This window comes from Bifidobacterium sp. CP2, assembly GCF_018555635.1.
GTDB classification, from domain to species: Bacteria; Actinomycetota; Actinomycetes; order Actinomycetales; family Bifidobacteriaceae; genus Bifidobacterium; species Bifidobacterium saguinibicoloris.
Window position 1 is genome coordinate 310,967 of the sequence record NZ_JAFEJX010000001.1, and the last position, 17,663, is coordinate 328,629.

Annotated in this window: 13 protein-coding genes and 1 tRNA gene; 4 read left to right on the forward strand and 10 right to left on the reverse strand. The window is 67.8% G+C overall.

The features are described 5' to 3' along the window. Positions 1–199 precede the first annotated feature (199 nt). From guaB to JS531_RS01235, 3 genes are all read right to left on the reverse strand, one after another. Complete coding sequence (gene guaB / locus JS531_RS01225) at positions 200–1,750, reverse strand: IMP dehydrogenase (protein ID WP_214311466.1); 1,551 nt, start codon at positions 1,748–1,750, stop codon at positions 200–202. 120 nt (positions 1,751–1,870) lie between these two features. Continuing rightward, complete coding sequence (locus JS531_RS01230) at positions 1,871–3,031, reverse strand: MraY family glycosyltransferase (RefSeq protein ID WP_214311474.1); 1,161 nt, start codon at positions 3,029–3,031, stop codon at positions 1,871–1,873. Next, entirely contained in the window at positions 3,028–3,675 is a 648-nt protein-coding gene (locus JS531_RS01235; RefSeq protein WP_214311476.1) for an L-threonylcarbamoyladenylate synthase, read from the reverse strand. Before JS531_RS01235 ends, JS531_RS01230 begins: the two co-directional genes overlap by 4 nt. A 259-nt stretch (positions 3,676–3,934) precedes the next feature. On the opposite strand from JS531_RS01235, the gene JS531_RS01240 reads away from it, so the two are divergent. Further along, positions 3,935–4,654, forward strand: a complete 720-nt coding sequence (locus JS531_RS01240) for a sugar O-acetyltransferase (RefSeq protein ID WP_240541972.1) — start codon at positions 3,935–3,937, stop codon at positions 4,652–4,654. Here the strand turns inward: JS531_RS01240 and prmC are convergent, their stop codons facing one another. The 4 genes from prmC to JS531_RS01260 form a co-directional block, all read right to left on the reverse strand. Continuing rightward, positions 4,655–5,536: a peptide chain release factor N(5)-glutamine methyltransferase gene (gene prmC, locus JS531_RS01245; RefSeq protein ID WP_214311658.1), complete on the reverse strand. Its 882-nt coding sequence runs from the start codon at positions 5,534–5,536 to the stop codon at positions 4,655–4,657. It lies immediately after the preceding gene. A 72-nt stretch (positions 5,537–5,608) separates the two neighbouring features. Next, positions 5,609–6,697: a peptide chain release factor 1 gene (gene prfA / locus JS531_RS01250; protein WP_214311478.1), complete on the reverse strand. Its 1,089-nt coding sequence runs from the start codon at positions 6,695–6,697 to the stop codon at positions 5,609–5,611. A gap of 259 nt (positions 6,698–6,956) precedes the next feature. Continuing rightward, the gene (gene rpmE / locus JS531_RS01255; protein ID WP_151917191.1) at positions 6,957–7,169 is read right to left on the reverse strand and encodes a 50S ribosomal protein L31; all 213 of its coding nucleotides are present in this window, start codon (positions 7,167–7,169) and stop codon (positions 6,957–6,959) included. 148 nt (positions 7,170–7,317) lie between these two features. Continuing rightward, positions 7,318–7,391, reverse strand: a tRNA-Ile gene (locus JS531_RS01260). A gap of 357 nt (positions 7,392–7,748) precedes the next feature. Here JS531_RS01260 and JS531_RS01265 point away from each other — a divergent pair. The 3 genes from JS531_RS01265 to JS531_RS01275 all read left to right on the forward strand — a co-directional run bounded on the left by JS531_RS01265 (position 7,749) and on the right by JS531_RS01275 (position 10,215). Further along, the gene (locus JS531_RS01265) at positions 7,749–8,171 is read left to right on the forward strand and encodes a glycerophosphodiester phosphodiesterase (RefSeq protein WP_214311480.1); all 423 of its coding nucleotides are present in this window, start codon (positions 7,749–7,751) and stop codon (positions 8,169–8,171) included. Between the two features lie 159 nt (positions 8,172–8,330). Continuing rightward, entirely contained in the window at positions 8,331–9,188 is an 858-nt protein-coding gene (locus JS531_RS01270) for an alpha/beta hydrolase (protein ID WP_214311482.1), read from the forward strand. Positions 9,189–9,249: 61 nt separating this feature from the next. After that, a complete protein-coding gene (locus tag JS531_RS01275) occupies positions 9,250–10,215 on the forward strand; it encodes an EamA family transporter (protein WP_214311483.1) in 966 nt (321 codons plus the stop codon). Between the two features lie 71 nt (positions 10,216–10,286). Here the strand turns inward: JS531_RS01275 and JS531_RS01280 are convergent, their stop codons facing one another. From JS531_RS01280 to JS531_RS01290, 3 genes are all read right to left on the reverse strand, one after another. Further along, positions 10,287–10,667 carry a glycerophosphodiester phosphodiesterase gene (locus tag JS531_RS01280; RefSeq protein ID WP_214311485.1) on the reverse strand — a complete coding sequence of 127 codons (381 nt, stop codon included), beginning with the start codon at positions 10,665–10,667 and terminating at the stop codon, positions 10,287–10,289. A 297-nt stretch (positions 10,668–10,964) separates the two neighbouring features. Further along, positions 10,965–13,598 (reverse strand): alpha/beta hydrolase fold domain-containing protein, encoded by a 2,634-nt coding sequence (locus JS531_RS01285; protein WP_214311493.1) that lies wholly within the window; start codon positions 13,596–13,598, stop codon positions 10,965–10,967. A 165-nt stretch (positions 13,599–13,763) separates the two neighbouring features. Then, the gene (locus JS531_RS01290; protein WP_214311495.1) at positions 13,764–17,510 is read right to left on the reverse strand and encodes an immunoglobulin-like domain-containing protein; all 3,747 of its coding nucleotides are present in this window, start codon (positions 17,508–17,510) and stop codon (positions 13,764–13,766) included. Positions 17,511–17,663 lie beyond the last annotated feature (153 nt).

A 17,663-nucleotide genomic window follows, 5' to 3' on the forward strand; every position in this document is an offset into this window, starting at 1 on the left:
GTCAGTCCTCTTTCGTCATTGGTCCGTCTTCAAAGAACAGTTCAGACTATATCGCGGCTCCTACATATCGGACGGCGTCGCGCCGGGCCGTTCCCCCGCCGGACGGTTCCGGAAGGTCCCGGAAAACGGGAAAGGCTCCCCTTGGGGAGCCTTTCGTCGTAATGCCGGATCGTGTCGTCCGATGGACGGGAGCCGCGGATCAGTTGGCGTGGAAGCCGGAGTAGTTCGGGGCCTCGGCCGTCATCACGATGTCGTGCGGGTGGGATTCGCGCAGGCCGGCGTCGGTGATGCGGATGAAGCGGCCCTTCTCGGCCATCTCGCCGATGTTGTGGGCGCCGATGTAGAACATCGACTGGTGCAGGCCGCCGAGCATCTGGTAGAGCACGGCGTTGAGCGGTCCGCGGTACGGCACCTCGCCTTCGACGCCCTCCGGCACGACCTTGTCGTTGGAGGTGACGTCGGCCTGGAAGTAGCGGTCCTTGGAGTAGGACTTCTTGCCGCGCGGGGCCATCGCGCCGAGGGAGCCCATGCCGCGGTACAGCTTGTACTGCTTGCCGTGCAGCAGGACCTTCTCGCCCGGGGCCTCCTCGCAGCCGGCGAGGGTGCCGCCGAGCATGACGGAGGACGCGCCGGCCACGAGGGCCTTGGCGATGTCGCCGGAGTAGTGGATGCCGCCGTCGGCGATGCAGGGCACGCCGGCCGCGCGGCAGGCCTGGGCGGCCTCGTACACGGCGGTCAGCTGCGGGACGCCGACGCCGGCGACCACGCGGGTGGTGCAGATGGAGCCCGGTCCGATGCCGACCTTGACGGCGTCGGCGCCGGCGTCGATCATCGCCTGGGCGCCGGAGCGGGTGCCGACGTTGCCGCCGATGATCTGCACGCCGTCGAACGCGGAGTCGTGCTTGAGGCGGGAGATCATGTCAAGGGCGAGGCGGGCCTCGCCGTTGGCGGTGTCGACGACGAGCACGTCGACGCCGGCCTCCATCAGGGCGGAGGCGCGCTGCCAGGCGTCGCCGAGGAAGCCGACGCCGGCGGCGACGCGCAGGCGGCCCTGCTCGTCCTTGGTGGCGTCCGGGTACTGCTCGGTCTTGACGAAGTCCTTGACGGTGATGAGGCCGGTCAGGTGGCCTTCGGCGTCGACGAGCGGCAGCTTCTCGACCTTGTGCTCGGCGAGCAGACGGTGGGCGTCCTCCTTGGAGATGTTGGACGGGCCGGTGACCAGGTTCTCCTTGGTCATGACGTCCTTGACCTTGAGGTGGTCGTAGTCCTCGGACGCGATGAAGCGCATGTCGCGGTTGGTGATGATGCCGACGAGCTTGTTGTCCTTGTCGACGACCGGCAGGCCGGAGATGTGGAACTTGCCGCACAGCTTGTCGAGGTCGGCGAGGGTGACGTCCGGGTTGACGGTCAGCGGGTCGGTGATCATGCCGGACTCGGAGCGCTTGACGACGTCGACCTGGGCGGCCTGGTCGTCGATGGAGAGGTTGCGGTGCAGCACGCCGATGCCGCCGTTGCGGGCCATGGCGATGGCCATCTCGGATTCGGTCACGGTGTCCATGGCGGCGGAGAGGACCGGGGCCTTCATGGTGATCTTGCGGGTCAGGTGGGTGGTGGTGTCCACCTCGGAGGGGATGACGTCCGTCTCGTTCGGCAGCAGCAGCACATCGTCATAGGCGAGGCCGAGCTTCGCGAAAATCGGCGGAAGGGGAGCGTACGCGGATTCTGCGTTCATATCGAGGTTTGTAGCCATGTGACCACTATATGAATGTGTGTTGACGTTGGACGGGGAACACGACTATACGGCGTTCCGCCGGACCTCATGCCGTCGTTCCGCTCCCGTTCCCCGACGGTTCACCGCCCGTTCGCATGGCTACTTGCCGTCGCCGCCGCGTCCCTCACGTCCGTCGCGCACGTGCTGCGCGCCCTCGCTCTCCGCCCTGAGCTCCGGGATGCGGTGCTTGAGGTACGGGTACATGGTGATCACGGCGAGCACCACGGCCGCCACGGTCATGCCGATGAACACGTGCCACGCCTTGAAGAACAGGATGCCGAGCGAGCCGAACGAGATGAGCGCCGCCCACGCCCACAGGATGAGCACGGCGCCGCGCACCGAATGCCCGATGCGCAGCATGCGGTGGTGCAGGTGCATGCGGTCCGGGTGCATCGGCGACTGGCCCTTGGCGAGACGCCGCGTGATGGCGAGGCACATGTCGAGTACGGGCAGGAACAGCACGAGGATGGGCAGCAGGATCGGCATGAACACCGGCAGGTACACGCTGGTGTGCACGGAGGCCGGGTCGATGCGCCCGGTCATCACGATGGACGCGCAGGTGATGAGATAGCCGAGCAGCATGGAGCCGGAATCGCCCATGAACAGCTTCGCCGGATGCCAGTTGTGCATAATGAAGCCCACGCAGATGCCGACGAGCGCCACGTCGATGAGCGTCGCCATCGAGGCGTAGGAGGGCGAGGTGCGCGCCAGGATGTACGAGTAGATGGCGAACGCCACGCCGCCGAACGCCACGATGCCGGAGGCGAGTCCGTCCAGGCCGTCGACGAAGTTGACCGCGTTGATCGAGGCGACGATGAGGAACGCGGTGATCGCCATGGACAGGCTGGGCGAGGCCGTGACGAGCGAGCCCATCGGCAGGGAGATGATCTGCAGCCCTCCCCACGCCACGAACACGGAGATGAGCAGCTGTCCGGCGAGCTTGAGCATCCAGTCGAGGTCCCACAGGTCGTCGGCCATGCCGAGCAGGCAGATCATCACGGCGCCGGCGAGCACCACCCACGCCTGTCTGCTCTCCTGGAACAGCCCCTGGATGAAGGGGATGCGGCTGGCGAACAGCATGGCCACGGCGAAGCCGAACATCATGCCGAGGCCGCCCATGCGGGGCGTGGGCACGGTGTGCACGTCGCGCGCGCGGACCTCGCCCACGGCGCCGATCTCGATGGCCACGTGACGCACGATCGGCGTGAGCAGGTAGGTGGCGCCGCCGGCCACGGCGGCGATGAACAGGTAGATCCTCATGCGCCCAGTCCCCCTCCGTTCACGTGCAGCGCGGCGCGGATGGCGCTCTGCGGGATGATGCCCTCGCGCAGGATGCGGATGCCGTCACGCTCGTGCGGGTCGGCGGCCACCACGGTGGAGGCCACATGCCCGGGCGTGGCGCCGCCGTCGAGGTACAGCGACACGCTGTCGCCGAACGCCTCGACCGCCTCGTGCACGGTCTGCGCGCTCTGGCCGCCGGACAGGTTCGCGCTGGACGCGGCGAGCGGACCGGTGGCCGCGAGCACGCGCAGCGCGGCCTGCGAGTTCGGCACGCGCACGCCCTGCGTGCCGTCGCCGGCGAGCGTGCCGAGCGTGCAGCCCTCGCGCGCCACGGCGATCGGCGAGAACGCGCCGGGCATGAATCGTGCGGCGAGACGGTTGAGCGGCACCGGCAGGTCGAGACCCAGCCCGTCGATGTCGGCGATGTCGGCGAGCAGCACCTGCAGCGCCTTGAACCGGGGCCGCCGCTTGAGCCGATAGATGCGGTCGATGGCGCGGCGGTCGCGCGGGTCCCCGGCGATGCCGTACACGGTGTCGGTGGGGATGACCACCAGTCCCCCGTCCCTCACGATCGAGGCCGCCAGCGCCAGCGACGCCTCGTCGATCGCGCGAATCTCACTCATCACACGCCTCCTGAACCTGATTTTCCACAATCCATCATTGCACCATCGCGCCCCGACGACCAGACCTGCCGCCGATCGGACGGCGCGGGGACCCGCGGGCGGACGCCCCGGAACGGTATCCGGCGGCGCCACGCGACGACACTCCGCAAACGTTCGCATCGCCGTACCGGGTACGGTCGCGGCCCTAAACTGGTGCCGTCCACGACGCCACCGCCGCCCGGACGAGGCGGCCGCATCCGCCACCCGCAAAGGAGCATCCATGACCGACACCGCACCCGCGCAACCGTCGCAGCCCGCAACGTCCGCAACGAACGGACCGTCCCCCTCCCCCGTTCCACCGGTGGAGCTGCGCACGCCGCGCGCGTCGGAACGCGAGGAGATGCTCGCCGGCAGGCTCTACGACGCCTCCGATCCGGAACTCGCCGCACTGCGCGACAAGGCCGCCGACCTGTGCACCCGCTTCAACGCCACCTCGCGTCACGACGCCGCGACGCGCGCCGCGATCCTCGACGAGCTGCTGCCGGGCCACGGCGCGAACCTGGACGTGATGGGCCCCGTCTTCTTCGACTACGGCTGCCACACGACGATCGGCGACCGCGTGTTCGCGAACTTCAACTTCACCGTGCTCGACTGCGCGTCGGTGACCATCGGCGACGACGTCCTGTTCGGGCCGAACGTGTCCCTGCTGCCGCCGATGCACCCGCTCAGATGGCAGGACCGCAACGTGCGCACGCGCGAGGACGGCACCTCCTACGACTACGAGTACGGCCGTCCCATCGTCATCGGGTCGAACTGCTGGTTCGGCGGCAACGTGACGGTGCTGGGCGGCGTGACCATAGGGGACGGCTGCGTGATCGGCGCCGGCGCGGTCGTCACGAAGGACATCCCGGCGAATTCGGTGGCCGTGGGCAACCCGGCGCGCGTCATCAAAACCATCACCGACGCGGACGCCTCCGTCTACCAGGAGTACGCCGCGTAGTCAGCCTTTGACGGCGAACAGGAACCGGGGGCGGCCGGTCCAGTCGTTCCCGGTACGTGCCTCGGCGAAGCCGTTGGCGTGCGCGAAGGCGACGAGGCGGTCGCCCTGCGTCACGTCATGCTCCATGACGAGCGCACCGCCGGAACGCAGCAGACGGCCCGCGCGCAGGACGATCCGCTCGGGGATGAGGACGCCGTCGGCGGAACCACCGTACAAGGCCATGTCCGGGTCATGGTCGCGCACCTCGGGCTGTTCGGGCACCTGCGTCTGCGGCACGTACGGCGGGTTGGTGATGACGATGTCGATGGTGCCGTCGAGCTGCGGCAGGGTGAGCGGGCTGGTCGCGTCGCCGCGTTCGAGGTGATAGTCGTAGCCGGCCAGCGGGTCGCGACGCGCGACGCGCTCCCGGTTGCGTTCGGTCCACGCGTACGCGTCCGGCGACAGTTCGACGGCCCACACCTCGGCGCCGCGCACCTCGGTGGCGACGGACAGGCCGATCGCGCCGGATCCGGCGCACAGGTCGACCACGCGCGGCGTGGCGATGCGGTTGCGGACGATCCAGTCGATGCCCTCCTGCACGACCATCTCGGTCTCCGGCCGCGGGATGAACACGCCGGGACCGACCTCGAGGTCGAGGTAGCGGAACGGCGCATGCCCCACGATGTACTGCAACGGCTCGCGCTTGGCGCGGCGCGCGACCATCCCGTCGAACCGCGCCTCGTCGAACGCGAGCGGCTCCCCCATCAGCAGGGCCTTGTCCACGTCGCGCAGGTCCACGCCGGCCGCTTCGGCGAGCAGCAGCTTCGCGTCATGCTCCGGCGTGTCCACGCCGGCCTCGCGCAGCGTCGCCGACGCATCGCGGATCACATCGGTCAGAGACACTACCATCCTCCCCATCGTCTTCGGATCGATATGCGGGCCGGGCGCGGACCGTTCGGCACGGCCCGTCCGCGGCTACTTCTGGTTGGCGAGGCGCTCCGCCTCGTCGGCCTGGATGTCGGAGTCGATGACGGCCTGCAGGTCGCCGTCGAGCACTTGGTCGAGGTTGTACGCCTTGTAGTTGGTGCGGTGGTCGACGATGCGGTTCTCCGGGAAGTTGTAGGTACGGATGCGCTCGGAGCGGTCGAGGGAACGCACTTGGGAGTGGCGCATGTCGGCGGCCTCGGCGGCCTCCTGCTCGTGCTTCATGGCGAGCAGGCGGGATTTGAGGACGCGCAGCGCGGCGGCGCGGTTCTGGATCTGCGACTTCTCGTCCTGCATGTTCACCGTGATGCCGGTGGGCAGGTGGGTCATGCGCACGGCGGAGTACGTGGTGTTCACGGACTGGCCGCCGGGGCCGGAGCTCATGAAGATGTCGATCTTGAGGTCCTTCGGATCGATCTCGATCTCGTCGTCGTCCTCGTCGGCCTCCGGGAAGACGATGACGCCGGCCGCGGAGGTCTGGATGCGGCCCTGGGATTCGGTCACGGGGATGCGCTGCACGCGGTGCACGCCGCCCTCGTACTTGAGGGACGCCCACACGCCGTCCTCCGGGGCGGGCGTGCCCTTGGCGCGGATGGCCATCTGCACGTCCTTGACGCCGCCGAGCTCGGTGGTGTTCTCGGACTGGACGGTGACGGTCCAGCCGCGCTTCTCGGCGTAACGCGTGTACATGCGCATGAGGTCGCCGGCGAACAGCGCGGCCTCCTCGCCGCCGGTGCCGGCCTTGATCTCCATGATGGTGTCACGCGCGTCATCCGGGTCGCGCGGGATGAGCGCGGTGCGGAGCTTCTCCTCGACGGCCGGCAGCTCGGCTTCGAGCCGCTTGGCCTCCTCGGCGAAGTCCGGGTCCTCGCCGGCCATCTCCTGCGCGGCCTCGAGATCGTCGCGCACGGACAGGTACGCCTGATATGCGGAGACGATGGCGCCGAGCTCGGCGTGGCGCCGTCCCAGCTTGCGCATCTTGTCCGGATTCGTCACCACTTCCGGGCTGGCCATCTGCTCTTCGATGGAGCGGTATTCCTCCAGTGCGGTGGCCGCCGCGGGGAACTGTTCGTCTGCCATGGGCGCGTCTTCCTGTCTGATGGCGCCGGTGCGGTCCGGCGCGGTGGGTTGTGGGGGGTCGGGCGGAACGTCGGCTGGACGTCGGCTGGACGTTCCGGGAGGTATGAGGTGCCGACTGTGGCGGTCGGCCGCGCGGATGCGCGCCGCCCGCCGGTCATGGCCCGGTCAGGGCATACAAAAACGCCAGTCCCGTGGCGTGCGGGACGGGTATGCGCCGAGGCGCGCCCCGTCCCGCACGAGGGGACTGGCGTCACGTTTGCTACTTGGTCTTCTTGCCGTAGCGACGCTCGAAGCGGGCGACGCGGCCGCCGGTATCGAGGATCTTCTGCTTGCCGGTGTAGAAGGGGTGGCACTTCGAGCACACGTCGACCGTCATGTGGTCGCCCTTGTAGGTGGAACGGGTGACGAAGGTGTTGCCGCACGAGCACAGGACCTCGACGGCATGGTAATCGGGATGGATACCCTGCTTCATAGTGTCTCCTAAGGAATTCAGGTGACCCGGGTCGCCATGCCCCTATGGCTGGCGTGAACCGGAACCTTCAAGATGATAGACCCCCGCCGCGACACGGCGTTTTTAGGCGAAAGCGAACGACAGTGAGCCAGAAACCAGTGGCACGAAGTGCCCCCGCTGGGACTTGAACCCAGGACAAACACCTTATAAGGGTGCTGCTCTAACCGACTGAGCTACGGGGGCGACCCACACGATTGTACCGGCGCCGCGGACGGTCACGCGACACGCCGCACGGCTCCGTCGAGGCGACCATGAATGTTCGTTTCGACATGTTTTCTACCATCATCACCATCGAACATCATCGCAATCCGAACATGAAACCAAGCAGACGCACAATACCGACCACTCAGGTGAAGTCCACGTAAACAAGATCGAAAATCGCATGATTCCAACATGGTGAACGCTCACATCGTGCTAGTCTGTGTTGCAGACGACAGCGCAGGCAGTCAATAAATCCGCAATCGTCATCAACAAGAACGTACATTTTCTCACGTCATAAACGAACATCTTCCATGTTCGTTTATGACGAAAGGAGCCGATATGGCACAGCAGGACAAGGTCATCACCGTCAACTTCGACATGTTCGACAAGACCCCGGAGGAGAAGACCGCCGAGGCCAACAAGGTCGCAAAGTCGTTCGGCATCAGCGACGAGGCCATCGCCGAGGTCGAGGACTACAAGAACAAGCTCACCCGCTACAACGCCTGGGACCTGCCGTTCATGGGCTACGTAAACGACGACGGCTACGGCTACGCCTACGTGCCGGACGCCGCCATCGTGCGCGAACCCTACTGGGACGCCCACAAGGCGTTCCTCGCGCTGCCGGAGGACGTGCAGACCGCGTTCGCGATCCGCATGCTGTTCACCCACCGTCCGGTCGACCGCTACGGCGCCAGCATGTTCCTCCACTACCAGCGCGGCTTCAAAGTGAACTTCATCGGCGAGGGCGCCAACAAGTACTGATCCGCGCCTGCGCGACGCGCATCGGCGCAATGGGGCGCCCATACTTCCACCACCTCCAGGGCCGTGGGACGGAGTGACGCTCCGTCCCACGGCCCTCGCGCGTCCACGAACCCCATCGGCCGACGGACGGGTCGCGGCGTTCCGGGTGATAATCGAACCATGCGCATAGTGGAGAAAACGATAACCGGCATCGACGGCAGCACGGCACGACTCACCGGATACGTGGCCGAATCCAGTAGCGAGATGGCCGATACGGCCCGGCCGGCGATGCTCATCCTGCCCGGCGGAGGATACGCGATGACCTCCGAACGCGAATCCGACCCGATCGCACTGCGGTTCACGGCGGCCGGATACCAGACCTTCATATTGCGATACTCGTGCGCGCCGAGCCGCCACCCCGTGGCGTTGCTGCAGGCCGCCCAGGCCATGCGCCTCATCCGCGCCCATGCGGACGATTGGCGCGTGGCCCCCGCACGCGTGGCGTTGCTCGGCTTCTCGGCGGGAGGCCATCTCGCGGCGACGCTCGCCACCGCATCCGGCGAGGCCGCGCTGCGGGAACATGGGTTCACGGAACCGCAGGAGGTCCGCCCGGACGCATTGCTGCTCGCCTACCCGGTCATCACGACCGGGCCACACGCGCATCGCAGAAGCATCAGCACGCTGCTCGGGCCGGAGCACCGGCATGACGCCGCACTGTTGGACATGCTGTCCATCGAACGGCATATCGACGGACGCACGCCGCCCGTGTTCGTATGGCATACGATGACCGACCCCACCGTGCCCGTGGAGAACACGCTGATGCTCATCCAAGCCTGCCACGAGGCAGGAGTGCGGGTGGAGGCGCATCTCTTCCCCGAAGGCGGGCACGGATTGTCGCTGGCCACACGCGCCACGGCCAGGGCGGGTTCGCCGGGCGCCGCAGGCGAACCGGACCCGGACAACGTGGTGCCGGCCGTCCAAATCTGGCCGGACCTCGCGCTCACGTTCCTCGCCGGCGCCTTCGCCGATCGTCCGTAGGCGGTACCCTACGGAGGGCCCGGAACGCTCGGTGACCGGCGACCATAGGACAGGAGACAATATGTCACAGGGACGCGTCACGGCGGACGCGGCGGACGACGGAACCCACTCCCCGCAGCATGTCATCCAGACGCCGAAGGGCGTCGCGGCGACGCTCGCGCAGGCGTTCGTCTACGGCATGTTCCCGCTCTACTGGGCCGCCTTGGCCACGGTCCCCTCGATGAACGTGATGCTCTACCGCATCGTCACAGCCGCCGCCGTCATGATCCTGTTCATGCTGCTCACCCGCCGCTGGCGCGGGTTCGTCGCGGCCGTACAGGCCATGTGGCACGAGCCACGCATCTTCTGGGCCGAAGTCGCCGCCGCCGTGCTCGTCACCATCGACTGGGTGGTGTACATCCGGCTCGTCGCCGTGGGACGCACCTCGGAGGCGAGCGCCGCGAACTTCCTTATGCCGCTCATCAACATGGCGCTCGCGCTCATCATCCTGCGCGAGCGGACCACGCGTCTCGGCCTCGTCTCGATGGCGATCGCGCTCGCGGGCGGCGCGCTCTACGTGCTCGACACGGGCGCGTTCCCCGGACTCGCGCTGCTCATGACCGTCAGCTACTCGGGATACTGTCTCATCAAACGGTTCATCCCGCTCGACCCGTTCCAATCATTGACATTCGAGACCGGCGTGCTCGCGCCGTTCGCGTTCGCGGCGCTCGCCGTCCAGCCGCGCTTCGGCGTGCCCGCCGGCGAACCGTGGTGGGTATGGGCGCTGCTCGGCGGCTGCGGCCTGCTCACCGCCGTCCCGTTGGTGCTCACCTCGTACGGCGTGCGGCATGCGGCATTCCTCACGCTGAGCTTCACCCAGTACATCACGCCCACCATCCAGCTGGTCCTCGGCATCATGGTGCTCGGGGAGCATGTGCCCGCCCACCGGTTTATCTCGTTTTCGGTGATCTGGCTCGCCCTCGCCGTCTACACGTTCGATCTGGCGCGTCGCCACCTGGAACGCCCGAAACGGCCAAAACGACCGTAAGCCCCGATGCCGCATGCACGACGACGGACGGCACCCGCGGCACGCCTTGAAGAAGAACGTCCCGTTTCCAATCAGTACGGCTGGTTGGCGTGGATGATGACGCCGCGTTCGTGCTTGAGGAACTGGCGCGCCGATTCGTGGTCGACGTCATGCCCGGCGGTCAGGCTCTCGTAGACGACCGCGGTCTGCGCGCCGCGGCTGAGCCGGCTGAACGCCTCATAAGCATTCCAACCGTCCCGGGCCACGGCGAACGTCGGCTCCTGCACATAGCCGTATCCGGCGGCGTTGCAGTAGCCGTTGAACGGCAGCCCCCACGCCCGGTGCGCGTCGAGCAGACGCCCGTATTCGGCGGCTTCGGCGAATTCGGCGTCGGTGACGCCTTCCCGACGCGCCAGGGCGACGGCGTGGTCATGGTCGTAGCCGCAGTCTCGCGGCGGAACGGGCAACGGCATGGAGCTCTCCTTCATCAGGCCGGGCGCGGCGTCGGTCCGGCGGTTTCCGCGGCCAGACTATCGCCGCCGCGCCGCCGCCCGTCAATGAGTTGCAGCCTGTTGCAGCGGCTGGCATATCCATGGTCCGACAGAACGTCTCCCAGCGGCCTCCCACGCCGCCCAGCCGATTCTCCGCGCCCAGCCGATTCTCCGCGTCCCGCCGTCGCACCTCCGCCACATACGCGGACGCGGCCGCGGAATCGCTTGATTCCACGGCCGCGTCCGGGACCTGTTCGGGTCGTCGGGTCGGTGCCGGCGTCAGCGCATCGGGTTGCGCCTGATGTACGCGGCCATGGCGGCGGCGAGCGTCATGAGCACGCCCACTGCCGCGAGGCCGGCCACGTTGGCGCCGGTGCGCGCCAGAGGCTTCGTCCGCGCATTTCCGTCGGCTGGGTCGGCCTTGTCGGCCTTGTCCTTGCCGTCGGCGTCTCCGTCACCGGGCTTGGTCTGGTCGGTCGGCGTGTCCGGATCGGGTGTGCCGGGCTTGTCCGGGTCCGGGTCCGGCGTGGGATCGGGGTCGGGCGTCGGTTCCGGATCCGGGTCGGGCGTCTCCGCGCTCTTCTCCCACTGGGCGACGAGGTTGATGGGGCCGGTCGGGTTCTCGATGGCCTGATCGAAGTCGAAGACCTGCGTGGTGTCGGAGGCGAGGGCCCAGCCCTTGAACGTGTAGCCGTCACGAGTCGGGTCGGCGGGCTTGGTGACCCTCTCCCCCTTGCCGAACGTCTCCATCGCCACGGCGGATCCGCCTGCGGTATCGAACGTGACCGGCCATCTGTCGTTGTCGAAGGCGGCGTGGATGCGGTCGTACTCTTCGCTGGTGATGTTGAGGAAGCTGCCGTGCTTCTTGATGGTCTCGCCCTTGGCCGGGTCCTGATGGAAGTCGACGAGGTCGTCGCGGTGCCATTCGGCGGGGGTCGTGGCGGCGAGGTCGTTGGTCCTCACGATGCCGAAGCCCTTCTCCTCCTTGAACTGGTCGGCCACGATGGCGTACTTGTAGCCGAGTTCGTCGATGTCGTCCTTGTTGGTGACGAGGAACTCGTTGCCTTCGACCTGCTTGTTGTTCACGGAGAGCGCGGACTGCACCTGGGTGAGGTACTTCCATTCCTTGGTGTCGTCGGCCTTGCGGGTCTTCTCCTTGAAGGAGGTGGCGTACAGGTTCTTCGTGCGTTCGATGATGCCGGCGTTGTGCACGCGGTACCAGTAGCCGTCGTCGGCCTTCATCATCGTGGAGTCGAGCGTGTAGCCCTTGCGGTCGATCCATTTGACCGGGTCGGAGAAGGTCACGAAGTCCTTCGTGGTGGCGTAGTACTGGTTCGGCGAGTCGGAACGGCCGTACTGGTCATCCACACCGGAGTTCGTGGACCAGTACACGAAGTACTGCTGGTTCTCCTCGTCCCACACGGCCTCGGGCGCCCAGACCATGCCCTCCTTCTTCTCGCTGGAGGGGATCTTGGAGCCGACGTCCACGGCGCGCGGCTGGCTCCAGTTCACCAGATCGGTGGATTCCCAGATGATGATCTTGCGGGAGCCGTCCACGTTCCATCCGCAGCCGGGGTTGCCTTTGTTCACCTGGTTCTGGTCGGTGGCGAGGATGTAGAACTTCGAGCCGTCCGGGGAGCGCAGCAGGAACGGGTCGCGGATGCCGTTGCATCCCACGGTGGAGGTGAGCACGGGCAGCGTGGCCTTGTGCAGGTCGGTCCATTCGCGGCTGTCATGGCTGGTGGCGAAGTAGACCTGCTCCTCCCACAGGTTGTAGTCGGCGGCGGTCACGAAGTACGCCATGAGGTAGTCGGTGGTGTTCTCGCCCTGGTGGTTGTCCGGGTAGGCGGGGTCGTAATCCGCGTTCCCCGAGCCGTCCTCGGTGCCGGAGCCTTCCGAACCGGACCCGTTCCCAGCTCCGCCTTCCGAACCCGTTCCGGTTCCGCCGAGCGGCATGACCTTGGCGAGGAAGTCGAGTTCGTTGGCGATGGCGGTCTCGTTGTAGAAGGCCGCGCTGCCGTGCCCGCCGGTCTCGGGGTAGTATTCGACGACCTTGTCGGCGCCGATAGTCTCCTTGAGCTTGGCGGCGAAGTCCCTGCTGATCTGCTGCCTGACCTTGTTGTCATCGGCGGCGTGCGCGATGTAGAACGGCACGTCGTCGGCGGTCACGTAGTTCAGCGGACTGGCGGCTTTCGCCTGGTCGGCGGTGTATCCGGATCCAAGCAGGTTGGTGGACTTGTAGCGGGTGAGGTCGGCGATGCCGTAGTCGGAGAGCACGGCCTGCACGGCGCTGGAAACGCCGGCGTTGCCCATCGTGGCGTCGTCCCAGGTGGCGTCGCCGTTGGTGACGCCGAGGAACTGGGCGAGGTGTCCGCCGGCGGAGGCGCCGAGCGCGGCGAAATGCTCCGCGTCGAGGCCGTACTCGGCGGCGTGGGCGCGCAGGTAGCGCACGGCGGCCTTGACGTCGAGGATCTGGGCGGGCCACTGGGCCTCGTCGGTGAGCCGGTAGTTGACGGCGGCCACGGCGTAGCCCTTGGCGAGGGCGGCCTTGACGTCGGCCTTCTGCGTGAGCACTTCGGCCATGGAGCCGTAGTTGCCCTTGCTCCATCCGCCGCCGTGGATGTAGATGAGCACCGGGTAGGGTCCGGAGCCGGTTTCGGGCAGTTGGATGAAGAGCTGTTGGGCGGGGTTGGTGGAGCCGTCCACGTACTGCACGTTGTCGAATACGCGCTGGGTGGTGGCGGTCATGGTGCCGGTGGCGCCGGCCGTGGGCGTCGTGGCTTCCGACGTCGCGACGATGCCGGCGGAGGCGGTGTCGTCCGCGGCGAGCGCCGCGGGTGCCGCCGTGGCGAACGCGGTGGCGAGGGCGAGGGCCGCCGCGGCGATGGGACGCCATGGGTTGCGGGTGTGCATGTGTCTTCCTTCTTCGTTGAGGGGATTGTGTGCGGCGTGCTTCCGTGCGCCGTGCGGGCACGTCGTGCGGAAGCACTGGATACGGGAATGGGATGGGCGGGGTTCCCGTCGGCCGACCGGACGGATCGCCGACCGGCCGACGGGAACCCACGGGAGGCCACATGGTCAGCGGTCGGTGTCGCGCCTGCGCAGGGCGAACGCGGCACCGCCGGCGGCGAGCGTCAGCGCGGCGGCCGCGGCGACCGTCGCCACGGAGGAGCCGGTGCGGGACAGGCGCCGCGTCGTACCGGAGCCGTCGTTCTTGCCGTCGGACTTGCCGTCGGACTTGCCGTCGGACTTGCCGTCGGCATCGGAACCGCCGTCGTCCTTGCCGTTCTGGTCGCCGTCACCGTTCTGGTCGCCCTTGCCTTCGCCGTCCGGATCCGGGGTCGGGGTGACGGCCGGCTTGGTCTTGAGCGCGGCGGTCTTCGCGGCGAGGTCGTCGGCGGCGGCGTCGACCGTCGTCTGGTCGGTCGGCGCGGCGAGCACCTTCTCGGCTTCGGCGAGGGCCGTGGCGAACGGCGTCCACGTGTCGGCGACGTAGGCGTCCTCGCCGAGGGCGGCCTTGGCCTTGGCCTCGTTGACGGCGAGTTCCAGCTTGGCCGTGTCGATCACGGGCGCGGCCTTCTCGTCGACGGTCACGGTGCGGGTCGCGGCGCCGGTGAGCTTGCCGGAGTCGGTGGCCGTGTAGGTGACGGTGTACGTGCCGGGCACGGTGGTGTCGACCTTGTCGATGGCCTTGCCGTCGAGGGTGATGGCGACCGTGGCCTTGAGGTCGGCGTCCGCGTCGTCGGTGACGGTGACGTCATCGGCGGTCGGCTGGGCGAAGTCGGCGCCGTAGTCGAGGGTCACGGCCGCGTCCACGCCCGCGTTGAGCGTGACGACCGGGGCCTTGTTCTCCGCGGCGGGCTTCCTGCCGTCGGTGACGAGTTTGGTCTTGGCGGCGGCGAGCGCGGTGACGGCGGCGTCGACCTGGTCCTGCGTGGCGTCCTGGTCGGCGGCAACGGCCTTGGCCGCGTCGAGCGCCTTCTGGAATTCGGCCCACGCCTCGGCGGTGTAGTCGTCCTCCTTGAGGGCGGAGTCAGCGCCATCGTATGCGTCGATGAGGCGGTTCAGGCGGGTCTTGTTCGCGGACGGCGTGGTCTCCTCATCCTTGCGGGTGATCTGGAGCAGGTAGTCGCGGCTGAGCTTGCCGTCGGCGCTCTTGACGAACACGTGGACGTTGTTGAGGCCTTCGAGGCTGATGGTCAGGTCGCGGCTTTCGAGCTTCTTGGAGCCGATGTACACCACGTGGCCGGCGTTCGCGGCCTTGGCCTTCACGGTGACCTTGCTGTTGGCCAGCGGCACGGTGGCGGCGTAGGTGTCGGTCTTGCCGTTCACGGGGGTGAGCGTCACCTGCTTGCCGTCCTTGTCGAACAGCTGCGGGTAGCCGTCGGCGAACACGAGGTCGGCGGTCGGGTCGGTCACCGCGCCGGCGGCGGTATCCGCGTCGAAGGACTGGTAGTAGGGGTTGCCGTCGATGAGGGCGGCCACGCGGTACGTGTAGTCCTTGGCCTTGTCGAGGCCGGTGTCCGTGTAGGAGAGCGTGTCGGCGGCGACGTCGGCCACGGCGGTGAACTCGGTGGAGCCCTTGGCGGCGCGGTAGACGCGGTATCCGCCCACGCCCACGCCCCAGACGCGGCCGTCGGTGGCGGCGGTCCAGGTGACGGAGGCGTCGGCGCCATGCTTCGTGGCGGTGACGGTCGGCACGGTCACGCCGGCGGAGAGCATGGTCTGGCGGTGGGCCGGCTGGTTGTAGGCGGTGTTCTGCCAGGCGAGGCCCTCACGGTAGGAGCGGGACTGGAGAGACGTGGCGATGGAGTACGGGGTGGCGATGTCGGTCGAGTACAGGCGTACGACGGACGGGTCCTTGGTGTCGCGCACGATGATCTCGTCGCGCCAGTCGCCCATGATGTCGCCGATGAGGCCCGCGTTGCCCTTGGAGCCGTTGTTGGTGGACGCGGCCGCGTCCTCCCAGATCACGTCGGTGGTCATGGTCTCGGGGTTCCACTTCTGCACCTGCGGGGCCACGCGGTCCTGGTGCGCGGTGGTGATGGACGGGTCCTGCGTGCCGCTGTATTCGAACAGCTCGTCGAGCAGGTCGCCGTCCCAGTGGAGGGAGAAGTTGGCGCTGGCGGGCTTGGTCTTGCTGTAGATCTTCTTGACGCACGGCGTCGGGCTCTTGGCGGTGCAGGAGGTCTTGTCCGCGGGGGCCGGGGTGACGGCGTTGTAGGTGTTGTCGTCCATCGCGCTCCACAGTTCGGCGCCCTGGTAGCGGGCGTCGATGTCGGCGGCCATGCCGCGGCCGTTGTCGCCGCTCACGGGCTGGCGGAACATCACCTGGCCGGTGGCCGGGTTGGTGAGCGTGGCGTCGCGCTTGCCCTCGTGCACGTTCCACGTGTCGAGCACGCCGTCGTCGTTCCAGTCGCCGATGTGCTGGGCGTCGCCGTGGCCGAGCTTGGAGCTGGCCAGGCCGGTGCCGTCGCTCTTGACGGTCATCGAGCCGAAGACGATGTCATCCTTGCCGTCGCCGTCCACGTCGTTGATGGACAGGTTGTGGAAGCCCTGCTGCGCGAAGTCGGGGTTCTCCACCCAGCTCGGATCCTTGCCGGACGAGGTGTCCTTGTTGGCGCGGAAGTGCCAGTTGAGCTTGAGCTTGCCGTCCTGGAGCGAGTATGTGGCGATCTCGGTGCGGAAGTAGTAGCCGCGGGAGAACACGGCGTACGGCCTGCCGTTCTCACCGTCGAGGTAGGCGGTGCCGGCGAGGAAGCGGTCGACGATGTTCGCGTCGGAGGGGCCCCAGTGCCACATGCCGTCGTCGCGGCTCGGCTGGAAGTCGGTGGTGTCGATGATGTGGCCGTCGTCGCCGGCGAAGGCGGTGAGGTACTCCGGACCGGAGTTGATCTTGCCGTTCTTCTTGTCCTTCGGGTCGCTGGCCTTGCCGGTCATGCGGTAGTCGTGCTTGGCGGAGCCGCTGACCGTGTCGGTGGGCAGGTCCTCGGCGCTGGCGGCGCCCACGTGCCCGGTCTCGACGAGCTTGCCGGCCTCGTCCTTGTACGTGGAGGTGCCGTCGGCGGTCTTGACGAGCACTTCGGCCTTGCCGTCGCCGTCATAGTCCCATACCTGGAACTGCGTGTAGTGCGCGCCGGAGCGGATGTTCACACCCAGGTTGATGCGCCACAGGCGCTTGGTGGCGCCGGTGGAGCGGTCGAACGTGTATCCGTCGAGGAACGTGGTGCCGGTGAAGCCGGCGTAGTAGTTGTCCTGCCAGTTGCTCGGATCCCATTTGACGACGAGGTCGAGCACGCCGTCGCCGTCGAGGTCGGCGGGGCTCATGTCGTTGGCGGTGTAGGTGGCGACCTGGTCCACGCCGGTGGTCTGCCCGGCGGGCATCTTCTGGTCGGCCGGCGGGTCGAGCTTGAGGGTGAGTGACTTGGAGGCCCATGCGGTGGCGGTCTCCTCGCCGTATGCGCCCTTGCTGGCGGACAGCGTGTAGGTGTCGCCGGGCTTGCCGTCCTTGTCGGTGTAGTTGGTGGTGGTTCCGGTGTACACGGTCTCGCCGTTGCGCTTGAGCGTGAACGTGGTGTCCTTCGCGTCGTTCGCGTAGAGGCGCCAGGTGGCGAGCACGCCCTGGGTGGTGGGCACCACGGTGAGGGCGCGGTCGGCGTACCGTTCCGCCGTCCAGGAGGTGCCGTTGTCGGCCGTGTCGAGGGAGCCGTCGTAGGCGTAGGCGGCGGGCGCCCCCGCGATCGCCACGGTGCCGAGCGTGGCGGCGCCCGCGAGCGCGGCCACGGCCCGCTTGAGCCACGGCTTCCTGTTCTTGTCTGTCTTCATTGATGGACCATCCTTTGGATGTTGCGGCCGTGCCCTCCGGTGGGTCCGGCCTGCGTATGCGTTCGCCGTCGTCGGCGATGGCGTGGTGTGGTGTGGTTGATGGGTATGGGGTTGACGCGCCGCCTTCCGCTTCCTCTCATCGCGGTCGTTGCG

Bases quoted from the DNA above. Each gene is read 5' to 3' on its own strand.
- guaB (WP_214311466.1), bottom strand. From the start codon at position 1,750: ATGGCTACAAACCTCGATATGAACGCAGAATCCGCGTACGCTCCCCTT.
- JS531_RS01230 (WP_214311474.1), bottom strand. From the start codon at position 3,031: ATGAGGATCTACCTGTTCATCGCCGCCGTGGCCGGCGGCGCCACCTAC.
- JS531_RS01235 (WP_214311476.1), bottom strand. From the start codon at position 3,675: ATGAGTGAGATTCGCGCGATCGACGAGGCGTCGCTGGCGCTGGCGGCC.
- JS531_RS01240 (WP_240541972.1), top strand. From the start codon at position 3,935: ATGACCGACACCGCACCCGCGCAACCGTCGCAGCCCGCAACGTCCGCA.
- prfA (WP_214311478.1), bottom strand. From the start codon at position 6,697: ATGGCAGACGAACAGTTCCCCGCGGCGGCCACCGCACTGGAGGAATAC.
- rpmE (WP_151917191.1), bottom strand. From the start codon at position 7,169: ATGAAGCAGGGTATCCATCCCGATTACCATGCCGTCGAGGTCCTGTGC.
- JS531_RS01265 (WP_214311480.1), top strand. From the start codon at position 7,749: ATGGCACAGCAGGACAAGGTCATCACCGTCAACTTCGACATGTTCGAC.
- JS531_RS01270 (WP_214311482.1), top strand. From the start codon at position 8,331: ATGCGCATAGTGGAGAAAACGATAACCGGCATCGACGGCAGCACGGCA.
- JS531_RS01275 (WP_214311483.1), top strand. From the start codon at position 9,250: ATGTCACAGGGACGCGTCACGGCGGACGCGGCGGACGACGGAACCCAC.
- JS531_RS01280 (WP_214311485.1), bottom strand. From the start codon at position 10,667: ATGCCGTTGCCCGTTCCGCCGCGAGACTGCGGCTACGACCATGACCAC.
- JS531_RS01285 (WP_214311493.1), bottom strand. From the start codon at position 13,598: ATGCACACCCGCAACCCATGGCGTCCCATCGCCGCGGCGGCCCTCGCC.
- JS531_RS01290 (WP_214311495.1), bottom strand. From the start codon at position 17,510: ATGAAGACAGACAAGAACAGGAAGCCGTGGCTCAAGCGGGCCGTGGCC.